This window comes from Caulobacter sp. GW821-FHT11E10, from assembly GCF_058808375.1.
Genome location: NZ_JBXARP010000001.1, coordinates 492329 through 509520 on the forward strand (window position 1 = coordinate 492329; position 17192 = coordinate 509520).

Annotated in this window: 9 protein-coding genes and 2 pseudogenes; 7 read left to right on the top strand and 4 right to left on the bottom strand. The window is 66.1% G+C overall.

The window, feature by feature from the left end:
• Nucleotides 1-87: 87 nt before the first annotated feature.
• From AC1RRV_RS02325 to AC1RRV_RS02335, 3 genes and pseudogenes are all read left to right on the top strand, one after another.
• Nucleotides 88-1599, top strand: a complete 1512-nt coding sequence (locus AC1RRV_RS02325; protein ID WP_492857954.1) for a tryptophan halogenase family protein — start codon at nt 88-90, stop codon at nt 1597-1599.
• 289 nt (nt 1600-1888) lie between these two features.
• The gene (locus AC1RRV_RS02330) at nt 1889-3550 is read left to right on the top strand and encodes a GH35 family beta-galactosidase (protein ID WP_492857955.1); all 1662 of its coding nucleotides are present in this window, start codon (nt 1889-1891) and stop codon (nt 3548-3550) included.
• Nucleotides 3451-6400, top strand: a pseudogene (locus AC1RRV_RS02335) (glycoside hydrolase family 31 protein). Before AC1RRV_RS02330 ends, AC1RRV_RS02335 begins: the two are co-directional and overlap by 100 nt.
• Nucleotides 6401-6404: 4 nt before the next feature.
• Here the strand turns inward: AC1RRV_RS02335 and AC1RRV_RS02340 are convergent.
• Nucleotides 6405-6509: pseudogene (locus tag AC1RRV_RS02340) on the bottom strand (hypothetical protein); the annotation flags it as partial.
• Between the two features lie 18 nt (nt 6510-6527).
• Entirely contained in the window at nt 6528-7427 is a 900-nt protein-coding gene (locus AC1RRV_RS02345) for a LysR family transcriptional regulator (RefSeq protein ID WP_492857956.1), read from the bottom strand.
• Nucleotides 7428-7567: 140 nt separating this feature from the next.
• Between AC1RRV_RS02345 and wrbA the strand changes: the two genes are divergently transcribed.
• The 3 genes from wrbA to AC1RRV_RS02360 all read left to right on the top strand — a co-directional run bounded on the left by wrbA (nt 7568) and on the right by AC1RRV_RS02360 (nt 10739).
• Nucleotides 7568-8167: an NAD(P)H:quinone oxidoreductase gene (wrbA, locus tag AC1RRV_RS02350; RefSeq protein WP_492857957.1), complete on the top strand. Its 600-nt coding sequence runs from the start codon at nt 7568-7570 to the stop codon at nt 8165-8167.
• Between the two features lie 577 nt (nt 8168-8744).
• A complete protein-coding gene (locus AC1RRV_RS02355) occupies nt 8745-9566 on the top strand; it encodes a flagellin (RefSeq protein WP_492857958.1) in 822 nt (273 codons plus the stop codon).
• A 351-nt stretch (nt 9567-9917) separates the two neighbouring features.
• Entirely contained in the window at nt 9918-10739 is an 822-nt protein-coding gene (locus tag AC1RRV_RS02360) for a flagellin (RefSeq protein ID WP_492857959.1), read from the top strand.
• A gap of 112 nt (nt 10740-10851) precedes the next feature.
• Here AC1RRV_RS02360 and AC1RRV_RS02365 read toward each other — a convergent pair whose 3' ends face one another.
• Nucleotides 10852-12441 carry an alpha-L-fucosidase gene (locus AC1RRV_RS02365; protein ID WP_492857960.1) on the bottom strand — a complete coding sequence of 530 codons (1590 nt, stop codon included), beginning with the start codon at nt 12439-12441 and terminating at the stop codon, nt 10852-10854.
• Between the two features lie 169 nt (nt 12442-12610).
• A complete protein-coding gene (locus AC1RRV_RS02370) occupies nt 12611-14593 on the bottom strand; it encodes a glycoside hydrolase family 97 protein (protein ID WP_492857961.1) in 1983 nt (660 codons plus the stop codon).
• Nucleotides 14594-14713: 120 nt separating this feature from the next.
• On the opposite strand from AC1RRV_RS02370, the gene AC1RRV_RS02375 reads away from it, so the two are divergent.
• Entirely contained in the window at nt 14714-17179 is a 2466-nt protein-coding gene (locus AC1RRV_RS02375; protein WP_492858102.1) for a glycoside hydrolase family 3 protein, read from the top strand.
• Nucleotides 17180-17192 lie beyond the last annotated feature (13 nt).

Here is a 17192-nt window from a genome sequence, read left to right on the forward strand (position 1 = left end):
CTCGGGAGGAGGCCCGCGCTTCGGAAACGGAGCGCGGGCTTTCGTCCTTGTGGGGAGCGGCTAGCGTAGGGGCTCCGGGGAGGACCAATGAACGACAGGCGCATCCGCAAGGTGGTGATCGTCGGCGGCGGCACGGCCGGCTGGATGGCGGCCGCCGGTCTCGCGCGGTTCTTCGAGAACCAGTCGACCACCATCGAGCTCGTGGAATCCGAGGCCATCGGCACCGTCGGGGTTGGCGAGGCGACGATCCCGCCGATCCGCAACTTCAACGCCGTGCTGGGCATCGACGAGATCGAGTTCATCAAGGCGACCCAGGCCACCTTCAAGCTGGGCATCGAGTTCAAGGACTGGCTGGTTCCCGGTTCGCGCTGGTTCCACGGCTTCGGCGACTACGGGCCCAACATCGACGGGATCTCGCCGCACCACCACTGGCGGCGTTTGAGGGCCGCGGGCGATCCGACCAGCCACGAGGCCTATTCCCTGACCACCCACATGGCGCTGTCCAACCGGTTCCGGCCACCGGTTCCGGATCCGCGCTCGGTCTATGCCAACTATTCCTACGCCTTCCAGTTCGACGCCGGCCTCTACGCCCGCTACCTGCGTGGCTATGCCGAGGCCAAGGGCGTCGTGCGCACAGAGGGCAGGATCGCCGACGTGCCCCTGCGCGCCGCCGACGGCTTCGTCGAGGCGGTGGTGCTGGAGGACGGCCGCCGCATCGAAGGCGACCTGTTCGTGGACTGCTCGGGCTTCCGAGGCCTCTTGATCGAAGGCGCGCTGAAGACCGGCTACGACGACTGGTCCCACTGGCTGCCGGTCAACCGGGCCCTGGCCGTGCCCTGCGACCGGGTCGGGGACCTGACGCCCTACACCACGGCCAGCGCCGATGCAGCCGGGTGGCGCTGGCGGATCCCGCTGCAGCACCGCACCGGCAACGGCTATGTGTTCTGCGACGACTTCATCAGCGAGGACGAGGCCGCCGCCGCCCTGCTCGCCAATCTCGACGGCAAGGCCCAGGACGTCCCGCGTCCTCTCCGGTTCGTCACCGGTCGGCGCAAGAAGATCTGGAACCGGAACGTCGTCTCGCTGGGCCTGTCCTCGGGCTTCATCGAGCCGCTGGAGAGCACCAGCATCCACCTGATCCAGAACGGCATCGGCCGTCTGATCGAATACTTCCCCGACCGCGACTTCGACCCGAAGCTGACCGACACGTTCAACCGGATCAGCGCCGAGGAGATCGAGCACATCCGCGACTTCATCGTGCTGCACTACATCACGGCCAAGCGCGACGACACGCCGTTCTGGCGGCACATCCGGAGCATCGATCCGCCGGACGCCCTGAAGGAACAGCTGGACCGCTTCCGCCGCACCGGCGAGGCGCTGCTGAAGACCGAGGACTCGTTCCTCGAGCCCAGCTGGCTGGCCATCTATCTGGGGCAGGACATCATCCCCGAAGGGCATGATCCGCGCGCCGACAAGATCCCCTTGGACGAGCTGGCCGACGGCATGCGTCGGCGTCGCGAGGCGGTGCGCCAGGCGGCCGAGGCCCTGCCGCCGCACGCGGCCTTCATTTCGCGGTTCTGCCAGGCTCCAGCGATGTGACCGCGCCAATGACAACGCTATCAAAACCACTTGATGGTCTGAATAATATGATTATAGTCGGACAAGCTCAGTCGAGCCGGGGCCATTACCGGATCGACGGCGCGGAGCAGTCCCCACCGACCGCCTCGCGCCTTGCGCGGCAACCTCTCCCCGAGGTCGCGCAACGTCTTTTTCCCGCGCATCGTCACCTGCGGCGGTGCGCGGATTTTTTTGATCGGTGGGATATTCCGGACTTGTCGTCGCCCTCCAGCGCGGCAATCGTCCGACAAATACTGGTAGCGCTACCAAGATGGCGCGCCGCGTACGGGAGGAGGCGATGAGGATGTCACGCTTCGCGATCGGGCTGGTCTCGGCCCTCGCGCTTTTGGCCCCCTTGGGCGAGCCCGCATTCGCGGCCGACCGCGAGCTGCCGCGCCTGGTGACGAAGGACGGTCGCCACGCCCTGATGGTCGACGGCGCGCCGTTCCTGATGCTGGGCGCCCAGGTCAACAATTCCAGCGCCTGGCCCTCGCAGATGCCCAAGGTCTGGCCGGCCATCGCGAAGATGGGCGCCAACACCGTCCAGGTCCCGATCGCTTGGGAGCAGATCGAGCCGGTCGAGGGCAAGTTCGACTTCTCGTATCTCGACCTCCTGCTGAAACAGGCCCGCGAGCACGACGTCCGCCTGGTGCTGTTGTGGTTCGGCACCTGGAAGAACTCCTCGCCGTCCTACGCCCCCGAGTGGGTCAAGCTGGACGACAAGCGCTTCCCGCGCCTGAAGAAGGAGAACGGCGAGCGCTCCTATTCGATGTCGCCGCTGGCCAAGTCGACGCTCGACGCCGACCGCAAGGCCTTCGTGGCCCTGATGACCCACCTGAAGGCCAAGGACTCGGCCGACCGGACGGTGATCATGGTCCAGGTCGAGAACGAGACCGGCACCTACGGCACGGTCCGCGACTTCGGTCCCGCCGCCCAGAAGGTGTTCGACGGCCCCGCGCCCGCCGCGTTGGTCAAGGCCGTCGGGGCCAAGCCCGGGACCTGGGCCCAGGCCTTCGGCAAGGACGCCGACGAATATTTCCACGCTTGGCATATCGGCCGCTTCGTCGACCAGGTCACCGCGGCGGGCAAGGCGGCCTATCCGCTGCCGATGTACGTCAACGCGGCCCTGCGCGACCCCATCAAGCCGGGCGAGCCGAAGAGCTATTCGGCCGGCGGTCCGACCGACAACGTGCTGGGCGTCTGGAAGGCCGCCGCCCCCTCGATCGACCTGATCGCGCCCGACATCTACATGAAGGAGTCGGTCAAGTACGAGGCGGTGCTGGGCCACTACAAGCGGCCCGATAACGCCCTGTTCGTGGCCGAGACCGGCAATGATCCGGTCTATGCCCGCTACGTCTTCCAGACCCTGGGCAAGCAAGGTCTGGGCTTCTCGCCGTTCGGCATGGACTACACCGGCTACGCCAACTATCCGCTGGGCGCGGCCAAGCTGGACGACGCGACGCTGGAGGCCTTCGCCGCCAATTATCGCCTGCTGGCCCCGATGGCCCGCGAATGGGCCAAGCTCTCGTTCGAGGGCAAGGTGTTCGGCGGCTCCGAGCCCGACGACCGTAGCGCCCAGTCGACGACCATGGGCGCCTGGACCGTCACCCTGCGCTACGGCAAGTGGCAGTTCGGCGCCTCGGACTGGACCTGGCTGAAGGACCGCCCGCCCGGCCCGCAGGGTCCTGACGGCGGCGGCATCGTCGCCCAGCTGTCGCCCGACGAATTCCTGGTCACCGGACGCAATGTCCGCTTCGAGTTCGGCCGCGCTCTCAAGGACAACAAGCCGATGCTGCTGGCCCGTGTCGAGGAGGGTCACTTCGAGAACGGCCAGTGGGTCTTCGACCGCCTGTGGAACGGCGACCAGATCGACTACGGCCTCAACTTCACCGGCGGCTCGCAGATCCTGCGGGTCAAGTTCGCCACCTACTGACGGAAGCTCGCCATGCGTATTCTCGCCCTCTCCGCCTTTGGCCTCGCGCTCATGGCCTCGACCTCGGCGCTGGCCCTCGATGGCGGCTTCGAAAAGACCGCCGACGGCGTGGTCGTCACGCCCGCTTCAGGACCTGCGAAGAAGATCCGCCTGCAGGTGATGAACGACCGGACGATCCACGTCACGGCCTCGCCGACCGACAGCTTGGCCACGCCCAAGAGCCTGATGGTCATCGCCGAACCCAGGACCTCCGGCTTCACGGTCGAGCAGGCCGGCGGCAAGGTGGTGCTGAAGGCCGGCAAGGCCACGGCCGAGGTGACCCTGGCCACCGGCGCGGTGTCGTTCAAGGATGCCGCCGGCAAGACGGTTCTGGCCGAGCAGGGCAGGGCGGCGTTCAAGCCCCTGACCATCGACGGCAAGGGCTTCTATGCCGTCTCGCAGCGATTTAATCCGTCTACGGACGAAGCCTTCTACGGCCTGGGCCAGCACCAGAACGGCCAGATGAACTACAACGGCCAGGACGTCGAACTGGCCCAGTACAATCGCGACATCGCCATCCCGTTCGTGCTGTCGACGCGCAACTACGGCGTCCTCTGGGACAACAACGGCATCACCCGCTTCGGCGACCCGAAGCCCTATGCCCTGGCCTCGCGCGACCTGAAGATCTTCGACGCCGACGGCAAGCCGGGCGGCTTCACCGCCAAGTACTACGTCAAGGGCCAGCTGAAGCTGACCCGCACCGAGGCGGACATCGACTATCAGTATCTCGACGACCTGCCCAAGTGGCCGGCCGAACTGACCGGGCCCGACAAGAAGCCGGTGCGCGGCGCGACCGTGGTCTGGGAGGGCTCCGTCGAGGCCAAGACCGACGGCGTCCAGAAGTTCAAGCTCTACTCGTCCAGCTACGCCAAGCTGTTCGTCGACGGAAAGCTGAAGATCGATCGCTGGCGGCAGAACTGGAACCCGTGGTTCCACAACTTCACCGCCCCGATGAAAGCCGGGACCCGCCACAAGATCCGCGTCGAGTGGGATCCCAACGACGGCTACATCGCCCTGGTGCACAACGACCCGATCCCGGCCGCCGAGCAGAAGTCGCTGACCCTGACCTCGGACGTGGCCCACGCGATCGACTACTATTTCGTCTCCGGCGACAATCTCGACCAGGTGGTCAGCGGCTACCGTCAGCTGACGGGCAAGGCCCAGGCCATGCCGCGCTGGTCGTACGGCTTCTGGCAGAGCCGCCAGCGCTACGAGACCCAGGACCAGCTGGTCGACGTCGTGAAGGAGCACCGCAAGCGCGCGCTCCCGCTCGACAACATCGTGCTCGACTGGCGCTACTGGAAGGACGACAGCTGGGGCAGCCACAAGTTCGACGAGACGCGTTTCGCCGATCCCAAGAAGATGCTGGCGGACGTTCACGGCATGAACGCCCACTTCATGATCTCGATCTGGCCGAAGTTCTATCCGACCACCGACAACTACAAGGAGCTCGACGCCAAGGGCTTCATGTACAAGCGCAATACCGACCAGGGCGCGGTGGACTGGGTCGGGCCGGGCTACGCCAATTCGTTCTATGACCCCTACGCCCAGGAGGCGCGCGACATCTACTGGCGCCAGGTGAAGGATAACCTCGGCGGCATCGGCATCGACGCCTGGTGGATGGACAGCGACGAGCCGGACATGCACTCCAACCTCGACATCCCCGAGCGCACCCTGCGCATGGGGCCGACGGCCAACGGTCCGGGGGCGGAGTTCTTCAACTCCTACCCGCTGCTGCACACCCAGAGCGTCTTCGACGGCGAGCATGCCCGCAATCCCGACAAGCGCTCGTACATCTTCTCGCGCTCGGCCTTCGGGGGCATCCAGCGCCACGGCGTGGCGGTGTGGAGCGGCGACGTCGTGGCCCGCTGGGACGACTTCAAGGACCAGATCTCGGCCGGCGTGAACCTGTCGATGTCGGGCCTGCCCAACTGGACCACCGACATCGGCGGCTTCTCGGTCGAGGATCGCTACACCAACAAGGATCCCAAGCACTGGGCCGAGTGGCAGGAGCTGAACCTGCGCTGGTTCCAGTTCGGCGCCTTCAGCCCGCTGTTCCGCAGCCACGGCGAGACGCCCTTCCGCGAGATCTGGAACCTCGCCGACGAGGGGACCGAGGTCTACAAGTCGCTGGCCTGGTACGACGAGCTTCGCTACCGGCTGATGCCCTACACCCTGACCCTGGCGGGCGAGACCTATCACCGCGACGGCAGCATCATGCGCGGCCTGGTCATGGACTTCCCCAGCGACCTGAAGGCCCGGGACGTCAATGATGAGTACCTGTACGGCTCGGCCTTCCTGGTCGCGCCGGTGACCAGCTTCAAGGCTCGTTCGCGCGAGGTCTATCTGCCGGCCGGAACCACCTGGTACGACTTCGAGACGGGCAAGGCCCACGTCGGCGGCCAGACCATCAAGGCCGACGCGCCGCTCTCGCGGATGCCGCTGTTCGTCAAGGCCGGCTCCATCGTGCCGACCACCGAGGTCCAGCAGTATATCGGCGAGAAGCCGGACGCGCCGATCACCCTGGTGATCTACGCGGGCAAGGACGGCAAGTTCGAGCTCTACGAGGACGACGGCCTGTCGATGGCCTATCAGCGCGGCGCCTACAGCCGCATCCCGATCGCCTACGACAACGCCACGGGCCGGGTGACCATCGGCGCCCGCTCTGGGAAGTTCGAGGGCATGGTCGACAAGCGCACGTTCAAGGTCCGCTTCATCGGCGCCGGCGCCAAGCCGATCGACTTCGGCGCGGCCGCGGATGCGAGCGTCGAGTATGCTGGGCAGCCGGTGGTGGTGGCGCGCGGGAAGTAAGTTCCTAAAACCTCGTCATCCCGGGCGGCGCAGCCGACCCGGGACCCAGGGGCAGCCGCACTGCATTGGCCCCTGGGTCCCGGCTCTCCGCTGCGCTGCGGCCGGGATGACGAGATTGGGTTGGCCTCTACCCCACCTGCCCCCGAAACCGCTCGATCAGAAACGCCGTCGCCGGCCCCGGCGGCGTATCGCTCCGGTGGATGGCGTGGAGCGCGTAGTGCGCCTCGGTCAGGTCCGGCATGTCCAGCCGCGCCAGCCGCCCCGCCGCCAGGTCCTCGCGGACCATCGGCTCGGGCATGTTGCCCCAGCCCAGGCCCTCCTTCAGCAGCAGGTGCTTGGCGCCCAGGTCCCCCAGTCGCCAGGTGTGGGCGCCGGAGACGGCGAAGTCGCGGCCCTCGGTCAGTCTGGAGCGGTCGGTCAGGACCAGCTGGATATGGTCGCGCCCCGCGCGCGGCGGGTTCGGGCCCTGGGCCAGCGGATGGCCGGGCGCGGCGACCGGGATCAGCCTGGTGGTCCCCACGGCCACATAGTCCAACTCGTCGCCGCCGTTGACGACCTCCAGAGGTCCGGCCACCCCCACCGTTGCCTGGCGGTCCAGGACCATCTGGGTCACGGCCCCGAGCGCTTCGACATGCAGGCGCAGGGCGACGGTCGGGAAGGCCTCGCTGAAGGCGCGCAGGGCGTCGACGACCCGCGCGGTGGGCAGCATGACGTCCAGCACCAGGTTCACCTCGGCCTCGAGGCCCTGCAGCAGGCCCTTGGCCTTGGCCCGCAGGCCGGCGACGTCGCCGGCGATCACCCGGGCCTGGGCCAGAACCACCTTGCCGGCCTCGGTCAGCACCGGCGACCGGGCCGCCTCGCGGTCGAACAGGGTCAGGCCCAGCTGCGCCTCGAGATTGGCGATCGCGTAACTGATCACCGAATTGGCCCGGTTCAGCCGTCGCGCGGCCGCGGCGAACCCGCCCGCCTCGACGATGGTCAGGAACACGGTCAGCTGGTCGAGGGTCGGGGTTCCGGGCTCGCTCATGGCCTCGCCAATCGTTCGAAATAATCGAACCTATTAGACGATTTTATTCGGATATCGCGCAAGTCCAAGCTGGAGCAAAACCTCCCTCAACGACGAGGGCGCGACGTCCTCGCCTCCGATCTCAAGGCAAGGAGGCCGTCATGGCCAAGGTTCTGGTTCTCTACTATTCGTCCTACGGTCACCTCGAAACCATGGCCAAGGCCGTGGCCGAAGGCGCTCGCGAAGCCGGTGCGACCGTCGACATCAAGCGCGTTCCGGAAACCGTTCCGGACGCCATCGCCAAGGGCGCGCACTTCAAGCTCGACCAGGAAGCCCCGATCGCCTCGGTCGAGGACCTGGCCGGCTACGACGCCATCATCGTCGGCGCCCCGACCCGGTTCGGCCGCATGACCTCGCAGATGGCGGCCTTCTTCGACGCGGCCGGTGGTCTGTGGGCGCGCGGTGCGCTGCACGGCAAGGTCGGCGGGGCCTTCACCTCGACGGCGACCCAGCATGGCGGACAGGAAACCACCCTGTTCTCGATCATCACCAACCTGCTGCACTTCGGCATGACGATCGTGGGCCTGGACTATGGCCACGCCGGCCAGATGACCCTGGACGAAGTTACCGGCGGCAGCCCCTACGGCGCCAGCACCATCGCCGGCGGTGACGGCTCGCGTCAGCCCAGCGCCAACGAGCTGACCGGCGCCCGCTACCAGGGCCGCAAGATCGCGGAGACCGCGATCAAGCTGCACGGCTAGCCGCCGTCTGACGGCCAGTAGCCGAGCGCTTCCCCCGTGGCCGCCAGTAGAGGCCGATCGGTTCCTTCCCTTTTCCTGGGAGCCGGTCGGCCTTTTCTTCGTTGATGAGCAAAAGGAGTCTCTCGATGAATCGTCGTCTCGGTTTTCTCTCGGAACTCTGGAAGGCCCTGGTCTTCGTCCTGACCATTCGCGCCATCGCCAAGCCCTATCGCTCGCGCCGCCTACATCTCGCCGAATGATGATCGCCCGCGCGGCGGCGTCAGAGGCTCGGATTGCCTAGACTCTGGGTGGCTCAATCGAGCTGAATCAAAAGGGCGTAGGGGTGTCTGTTGGTGTGGAATAGGTGTGCCAATTTGAGACAAAGCCTGTGCCACTTTGAAACAAGATTGACCTAGTGAAAGGGTCAATATTCAGGAAATGGCAGCTTAACCGTTAACAAAATAGCACTGTATCTTAATGACGTATTGCTGACTTCTTCAACGAAGTGGAAATCCTGTTGAGCGATACTTGCCGTGGGTAAAACGCCCACCGGCAGTCAAAACGACGCCGGAATACCTCGAATAGGAGATATTTCGTTATGGCGCTGAACAGCATCAATACGAACTCGGGCGCTCTGATCGCCCTGCAGAACCTGAACTCGACCAACAGCGACCTGCAGGTCGTCCAGCAGCGCATCAACACCGGCAAGAAGGTCGGTAGCGCCAAGGACAACGGCGCCGTCTGGGCCATGGCCAAGAACCAATCGGCCACCGCCAGCAGCATCAATTCGGTGAAGGACTCGCTGCAACGCGGTCAATCGACCATCGACGTGGCCCTGGCCGCCGGCGACACGATCACCGACCTGCTGGGCAAGATGAAGGAAAAGGCTCTGGCCGCTTCCGACACCTCGCTGAACACCTCGTCGTTCAACGCGCTGAAGGCCGACTTCGACTCGCTGCGCGACCAAGTCGAAAAGGCCGCCTCGAACGCCAAGTTCAACGGCGTCAGCATCGCCGACGGCAAGACCACCAAGCTGACCTTCCTGGCTAACACGGACGGTTCGGGCTTCACGGTCAACGCCAAGAGCCTGAACCTGGCGGGTCTGGGTCTGTCGACCGGGACCACCTTCGCCACGGCCGCCGCGGCCAAGACGATGATCGCGACCATCGACACCGCCATCGGCACGGCCACCAACAAGCTGGCCTCGCTGGGTACGTCGTCGACGGGCCTCGACACCCACCTGACCTTCGTCGGCAAGCTGCAAGACAGCCTGGAAGCCGGCGTTGGCAACTTGGTGGACGCCGACCTGGCCAAGGAAAGCGCCAAGCTGCAGTCGCTGCAAACCAAGCAGCAACTCGGCATCCAGGCGCTGTCGATCGCGAACCAGTCTTCGTCGTCGATCCTGAGCCTGTTCCGCTAAGCCGGAAGAAGCGTCGACATCACTGTCGGCATTGGGGGCGAGTCTTCGGACTCGCCCCTTCTTCTTTGAACAAATATTTTCCGCCACGAGACCAGGTAACCTGGGACATATGCCGGGGCGCATGAGTCTAGTTGGCCGCAAACGGCGTCCGCATAACGCCTGGAGATTCTAGGATGGCGGCGAATAAGCTGTATTAATCGAAATTAGTATTAACTGAATCAAGTGATCGATTCATCACATAACAAGGTTCGATCAACTTTATTGAAAGGCCAGCGTCATATTGTCACGGTGGGTAAAACGCCCTCCGCCGTCAAAACGACGACGGAAACCTCGGAATAGGAGTGTTTCGTCATGGCGCTAAATAGCATCAACACGAACGCTGGAGCGATGATCGCGCTTCAGAACCTCAACAGCACGAGTTCAGAACTCAACGTTGTTCAGCGACGCATCAGCACCGGCAAGAAGATCGGCAGTGCGAAGGACAACGGCGCGGTCTGGGCGATGGCCAAGGGCCAGACGGCGACCGCCAACAGCATCAACGCCATCAAGGACTCGCTGCAACGCGGCCAGTCCACGATCGACGTGGCCCTGGCCGCCGGCGACACCATCACCGACCTGCTGGGCAAGATGAAGGAAAAGGCTCTGGCCGCTTCCGACACCTCGCTGAACACCGCCTCGTTCAACGCCCTCGTCGCGGACTTCAACTCGCTGCGTGATCAGGTCGAGAAGGCCGCCACGAACGCCAAGTTCAACGGCGTCAGCATCGCCGACGGCGGGACCACCAAGCTGACCTTCCTGGCCAACACCGACGGTGCGGGCTTCACGGTCAGCGCCAAGACCCTGACCCTGGCGGGCATGGGCTTGACGACCGGTTCGACCTTCGCCACGGCCGCCGCGGCCAAAACGATGATCGCCACGATCGACACGGCCATCGGCACGGTCACCAACAAGCTGGCCTCGCTGGGTACGTCCTCGACCGGTCTCGACACCCACCTGACCTTCGTCGGCAAGCTGCAAGACAGCCTGGAAGCCGGCGTCGGCAATCTGGTGGACGCCGACCTGGCCAAGGAAAGCGCTCGCCTGCAATCGCTGCAGACCAAGCAGATGCTGGGCATCCAGGCGCTGTCGATCGCCAACACCTCGAGCTCGGCTATCCTCAGCCTTTTCCGATAGCCTGACGACCGCACGGACAGGTCAGGTCGTCGACCTGTCTGAACGGAAGCGGCTCTAGACTGGAAGGGGGCGGGCCCAGGTCCGCCCCTTTTTTCACGCCGTCAGGCCAGGCCTAGGCGAGCCCAGGACCGTCGATCTTCACCACCGGGGTGAAGGCCGGCCGCCGCTCGGGCAGGTCGACCACCAGGGCGCCGCCCTCGCGCCGGAAGGGCAGGGGATCGCCGCCGCCCAGCAGGGTCACGCGGCGAGCCTCGCCCGGCGCATTCGCGAGGCTCTCGATCCGCATCGACCCCGTTGGCCAGGCCATGGCCAGGGCGTAGAGCGCCCCACCCTTGGTCGTGAAGCGGATGTCGGCCGCCTCGAACGGCTTGGCGCCGCCCTCGTTCTGCATGCCCTCGGTCAATTTGGTCGGGCCCTCGCCGAACAATCGCCAGGGCCGCGTGCCGTAGATCGCCTCGCCGTTGACCGCGATCCAACCGGCCATGTCGGCCAGCACCTTCTCTTCCTTGTCGTCGATCGAGCCGTCGCCGCGCTGGGGGATGGACAGCAGCAGGCAGCCGTTCTTGCTGACCACGTCGATCAGCCGCTGGATCACGTCGCGACCCGACTTGTAGCCGCCGCGTTCGTACAGCGGCCGATCGTAGTGCCAGTTGCCGATGCAGGTGTCGGTCTGCCAGGGCTCCGCGCGCAGCCGGTCGGAGAAGCCGCGCTCGACATCCTCGACGATGGCCCGTCGCTGCAGGGGCGACAGCTTCTTGCCCGTGACGACCACGTCGCCGCGCCGCTGGTTGTAGTAGTGGGCGGTGGCGTCCAGGCCGGCCTGCCCCAGCGGCAGGGTGTAGTTGTCGAAATAGACGAGGTCGGGCCGATAGCGGTCCACCAGATCGTTCTGGCGGAGCAGCCAGTTGCGAACGAAGCCCGGATTGTTCAGCGGCGGGGTCTCGATCCAGTCGCCATCGTGGGCGTCGTGCCAAGCGTTGGCGGCCTTGATGCTGTCGATCCCGTCGGGGATGACCATGCTGCCGCCGGTGTAGAGTTCCTGCGGATCCAGCCCTTGCCACCACTGGCCCTTGCCCATGGCCTTCGTCAGGCGGAAGGCGTCGTAGCGCTGGCCCTTGCGCGGGCCCTCGGCGTCGTAGCCATAGGCGGTCTGCCACCAATGCCAGGCGTGGGCGGCGTGGTTGGAGACCCCGAACCTCAGGCCGTGCGCCCGGGCGACCTTGGCCCAGGTCCCGACGATGTCGCGCCTTGGGCCCACGCGCGTGGTGTTCCAGGCGTGGTGGCGGCTGTCGTACATGTCGAGATTGTCGTGATGGTTGGCCATCGACATGAAGTACTTGGCGCCGGCGGCGACGTACTTCTTCATCAGGTCTTCCGGATCCCAGTTCTGGGCTTTCCAGCGCGGGATGAACTGCATGAAGCCGAAGTCGGTCGGATGGCCGTAGGTCTTCACGTGGTGCTCGTAGACGCGGTTGCCCTGGATATACATCTGCCGGCCGTACCAGTCGCCGAACTCGGGCACGCACTGCGGACCCCAGTGGGACCAGATCCCCAGCTTGGCGTCGCGGAACCAGTCGGGGACCCTGTAGCCGCCCGCCAGGGATTCCCAGCTGGGTTGGAAGGGGCCTTTGGGCGCGGCCAGGGCGGGCGAGGCGGCCAGAGCGGCTGTTGCGCCCAAGACGCCACGTCGTGTGAAGGCCATGGGAGGAGTCTCCTGGGTCTGTGCCACTATGTTGATGCCCAATCTTCTCGTCATCCCGGCCGCAGCGAAGCGGAGAGCCGGGACCCAGGGGCTACCGCAGTGCGCCGGCCCCTGGGTCCGGACAGCCTCTGCGAGGCTTCCGGGATGACGCGCTATTTGATGCTCTTGTTCACTGCCCCGGACTTATCCGCACGACCCCACCGCCGCTGGGCGCCAGGCGCAAGCTCAGGACGTCCTTGGCGGTCACCGCCTGGGTTCGCGTCTTCAGCGCCGTCGGCTCGGCGCCGTCCTCGCGGATCTCGGCCTGGAAGGTTCCCGCGCCCAGGAAGGCCAGCGGGACCTTCACCGTCCGGCCCGCCTCGTTGGTCATCGCCCCGACCCACCACTGCGCGCCCTTGCGGCGGGCGATGACGATCGACTGGCCGATCTCGCCCGACAGCACGCGGGTCTCGTCCCAGCTGGTCGGGACCGCGCTGATGAAGTCCAGGCCCGCGGGCGAGGCGGCATAGGTGATCGGACTGTCCGAGACCATCGACAGCGGACTGTCATAGACCACGTACATGGCCAGGGCCTGGCCGCGCGTGGTCTGCACCGTGGGCAGGAAGAACTGGTCCTTGAAGGCCCCCGGCGCGACGTTCTTGAAGCCGCCGGGCGTGTAGTCCATCGGTCCCAGCAGCATGCGCGTGAAAGGCAGGGTGACATTGTGGGTGGCGGTGATCCGCCGGCTCCACTTGTTGTACTCCGCGCCCAGCACGCCCTCCTGGGTGACGTAGTGCGGATAGGTGCGGATCAGGCCGCGCGGGGCGTAGGCGCCGTGCAGGTCGACCATCAGCCTGTGCTCGCCGGCCTTGGTCAGCAGGCGGTGATAGAAGTCGACCATCGGCTGGTCGTCGCGATCCATGAAGTCGACCTTGATCCCCTTCACGCCCCAGGCCTGGTAGGCGGCCAGGGCCTCGTCCATCTGGGCGTCGAGGGCCTTCCAATGGACCCACAGCATGATCCCGACGCCGCGCTCGCGGCCGTAGGCGACCAGGTCCTGGACCCTGATGGCGGGGATGGCGCGGACAACGTCCGTGCCCGGAAGAACCTGCGGCGCCTGGCCCGAGCCGACGTACCAGCCGTCGTCGATCAGCATGTATTCGAGCCTGTTCTGGCCGGCGAAGTCGATGAAGCGCTTCATCGTCGCGTCGTTCATGCCGCTTTCCGGCACGCCGTCGACCTTGGAACCGTTCCACCAATCCCAGGCCGCCTTGCCGGGCTTGATCCAGGAGGTGTCGGTCAGGGCGGTCGGCGGATTGAGGCTGGTCATCAGGTTGGAGGCGACCAGGTCGCCGGGCGTCTCGCCGACCATGATCACCCGCCAGGGCGAGACGGTGTCGGTTCCGATCCGGGTCAGAACGGCCTTGGAAGGATCGTCCAGGCGCGGTGACAACTGGGCTTGCAGGCCCAGCCCCCCGTCGCCCCGACCGGTCAGGTAGAGGCCGGCGTAGGTCTTCAGATCCGCCTCGGCGATCGCGTAGGTCGCGCCCTTCTGGGTCTGGCAGACCACGGGCAGCTCATAGAGCGCCGAGGCGCGGAATGACCTTGCCGGGATCGCGTCGTACTCGCCCTCGTGCGAGGTTCCAAAGCGCCCCAGGTTCAGCGCCCAGCAGCGATCGTCGGCGGCGAGATCGAATCGCGTCTCCTCGTTGCGGATGGCCACACCGGCGAGATTCGGCTGGTCGGGCAGCACATACCGGAAGGCGACGCCGTCATCATAGGCCCGCGCGACCACTTTCAGCCGTCGTCGCGGTCCGCTCGTTTCAAGAAATTCTACGGTGGTTTCGGTGAAGCGCTCGCGCACCGCACGGGTCTTTCCGACCACCAGATCGTAGGTCTGATCGACCTTGCGCGTGGTCGCGCCGGTGATCTTCAGTCCCCGCGACAGGCTCCCGCCCTTGTCGAGCACCAGGCCCAGGGGGGAAGGGCCGACCAGGGTCTCGCCCTTGAACTTTAACGCAAAATTGGCCTGACCACTTTCGTCCGAAACGCGGATTTCTGTCCGGCCATCGGGCGAGGCGACGATGTGTTCGGCCGCCAGGGCGGGGCCCGCGAAAGGACCTAGCAGCGCCAGGCTTGTTAGCGCTGTCAAAAAGTGGCCAAGCGGCTTCATTTGGAGTTTCCAACCCGATCTTGTTCTGGCTATTTGTCATACAAGTAGACGGCCTATGGATCGCCGTCGAGGGGTATGACAACGTTGTCCGCGCCGTGGTTGGCGGTAAACGAAGAAGAGTTGGGGAGTATGAACACCAGGACCCTCTGCGTCGCCCTGTTGGCGTCGACCTTTCTGTCCGGCGCGGCTGTCGCCGCCGACGGCCCGCGATCGACCGCCCAGCCCGCCAAGTGGCCCGTGGCCAAGAGCCAGGGCCTGATCGACCCGGCGACCGAAGCTTTCGTCGATAGTCTCCTGACCAAAATGACCCTCGAGGAGAAGGTTGGTCAGCTCATCCAGGCCGACATCGGCCAGATCAAGCCCGACGACCTGAAGACCTATCCGCTGGGCTCGATCCTGGGCGGCGGCAGCTCGCCGCCGCTGGGGGCGCCCGACCGTTCGCCGCAGAAGCCGTGGGTCGACACCGCCAAGGCCTTCCGGGCCGGCGCCGCCGCGCGCCAGGGCGGGACGAACATCCCGCTGATCTTCGGCATCGACGCCGTGCACGGCAACAACAACGTCGTCGGCGCCACCCTCTTCCCGCACAACATCGCCCTGGGCGCCGCGCGCGATCCCGAGCTGATCCGCCGCATCGGCAAGGCCACGGCCTACGAGACCTCGGCCGCCGGTTTCGACTGGGCGTTCGGTCCGACCCTGACCGTGCCCCGCGACGACCGCTGGGGCCGCGCCTATGAGGGCTATTCCGAAGACCCGCTGATCGTCCGCCAGTACGGCGGCGAGATGATCCTGGGCCTGCAGGGCGCGGTGAGCCAAGGCGGCGTCATCCAGCAGGGCCATGTGGCGGCCAGCGCCAAGCACTTCCTGGGCGACGGCGGCACCGAGAACGGCCACGATCAGGGCGACACCAAGGTCTCCGAGCAGGAGCTGATCCGCCTGCACGCCCAGGGCTACGTCCCGGCGATCAATGCCGGCACGCTGACGATCATGGCCTCGTTCAACAGCTGGAACGGCCAGAAGATGCACGGCAACAAGAGCCTGCTGACCGACGTGCTGAAGGGCAGGATGGGCTTCGACGGCTTCGTGGTCGGCGACTGGAACGGCCACGGCCAGGTGACGGGCTGCAAGCCGACCGACTGCCCGCAGTCGATTAATGCCGGCCTCGACATGTTCATGGCCCCCGACAGCTGGAAGGCCCTCTACGAGAACACCCTGGCCGAGGCCAAGTCGGGCGTGATCCCGATGGCGCGCCTCGACGACGCCGTCCGCCGCATCCTGCGGGTGAAGGCCAAGATGGGCCTGTTCCAGGCGGCTCGCCCCTATGAGGGCCGCGAGGGCGTGATCGGCAATGCCGAGCACCGCGCCGTGGCCCGCGAGGCGGTGCGCAAGTCGCTGGTGCTGCTGAAGAACAACGGCGTCCTGCCGGTGAAGGGCTCGGCCAATGTGCTGGTGGCCGGTTCGGGCGCGGACGATATCGGCAAGCAGTCGGGCGGCTGGACCCTGTCGTGGCAGGGCACCGGCAACACCAATGCCGACTTCCCCAATGCGGAGTCGATCTGGTCGGGCCTGAAGACCGCGGTCGAGGCCGGCGGCGGCAAGGCCAGCCTGTCGGTCGAGGGCAAGTTCGACGCCAAGCCGGACGTCGCCATCGTCGTCTTCGGCGAAAATCCGTATGCGGAAGGTGTTGGCGACCTGAAGACGACGCTGGAGTATCAACCGGGCGCCAAGACCGACCTGGCCCTGCTCAAGAGCCTCAAGGCCAAGGGCGTGCCGGTGGTGGCGGTGTTCCTGACCGGCCGTCCGCTGTGGGTCAATCCGGAGATCAACGCCTCGGACGCCTTCGTCTCGGCCTGGCTGCCGGGCTCGGAAGGCGGCGGCGTCGCCGACGTGCTGATCGGCGACAAGGCCGGCAAGCCGCGCGCCGACTTCCACGGCAAGCTGTCGTTCAGCTGGCCCAAGACCGCCGCCCAGTTCACCCTGAACAAGGGCGACAAGGGTTATGATCCGCTGTTCGCCTACGGCTACGGCCTGACCTATGCCAGGCCCGGCAAGGTCGGGAAGCTGTCGGAGGTCTCGGGCGTCAAGCCGGTGGCCGACAACGCCGTGAACTACTTCGTCGGCGGCAAGACCCCGGCGCCGTTCGAGTTCAAGGCCTCGCCGTCGTCGTCGGTGCAGCTGGTTCCGGTCGACGCCGGCAACATCCAGGAAGCGGGCCGCCAGGTCACCTTCGCGGGCGACAAGATGGGCCGCGTGACCATCGTCGGCGAGAAGCCGCTGGACCTGTCGTTCCAGACCAATGCCGATATGGCGCTGAGCTTCGAGTACCGCCTCGACGCGGCGGCGACCAAGCCGGTGATCCTGGCCATCGGCGCGGGCAAGCTGGACGTCACCCCGCCGCCCGGCTCGCCGACCGGCCAGTGGGCCGGCGTCAAGATCCCGCTCAAGTGCTTCCAGACGGCCGGGACCGACGTCACCAAGGTCGTCGCCCCGTTCGACCTGGGCACGGCCGGGACCTTCCAGGTCTCGATCGCCAACGTGAAACTGACGGCCGATCCGGCCGGGGCCGTGTGCCCGCCCAAGGCGCAGTAGCCAAGATAAGCAG

Coding starts and splice junctions, on each gene's coding strand:
- AC1RRV_RS02360 (WP_492857959.1), top strand. CDS start 9,918: ATGGCGCTAAATAGCATCAACACGAACGCTGGAGCGATGATCGCGCTT.
- AC1RRV_RS02365 (WP_492857960.1), bottom strand. CDS start 12,441: ATGGCCTTCACACGACGTGGCGTCTTGGGCGCAACAGCCGCTCTGGCC.
- wrbA (WP_492857957.1), top strand. CDS start 7,568: ATGGCCAAGGTTCTGGTTCTCTACTATTCGTCCTACGGTCACCTCGAA.
- AC1RRV_RS02370 (WP_492857961.1), bottom strand. CDS start 14,593: ATGAAGCCGCTTGGCCACTTTTTGACAGCGCTAACAAGCCTGGCGCTG.
- AC1RRV_RS02355 (WP_492857958.1), top strand. CDS start 8,745: ATGGCGCTGAACAGCATCAATACGAACTCGGGCGCTCTGATCGCCCTG.
- AC1RRV_RS02325 (WP_492857954.1), top strand. CDS start 88: ATGAACGACAGGCGCATCCGCAAGGTGGTGATCGTCGGCGGCGGCACG.
- AC1RRV_RS02345 (WP_492857956.1), bottom strand. CDS start 7,427: ATGAGCGAGCCCGGAACCCCGACCCTCGACCAGCTGACCGTGTTCCTG.
- AC1RRV_RS02330 (WP_492857955.1), top strand. CDS start 1,889: ATGGCGCGCCGCGTACGGGAGGAGGCGATGAGGATGTCACGCTTCGCG.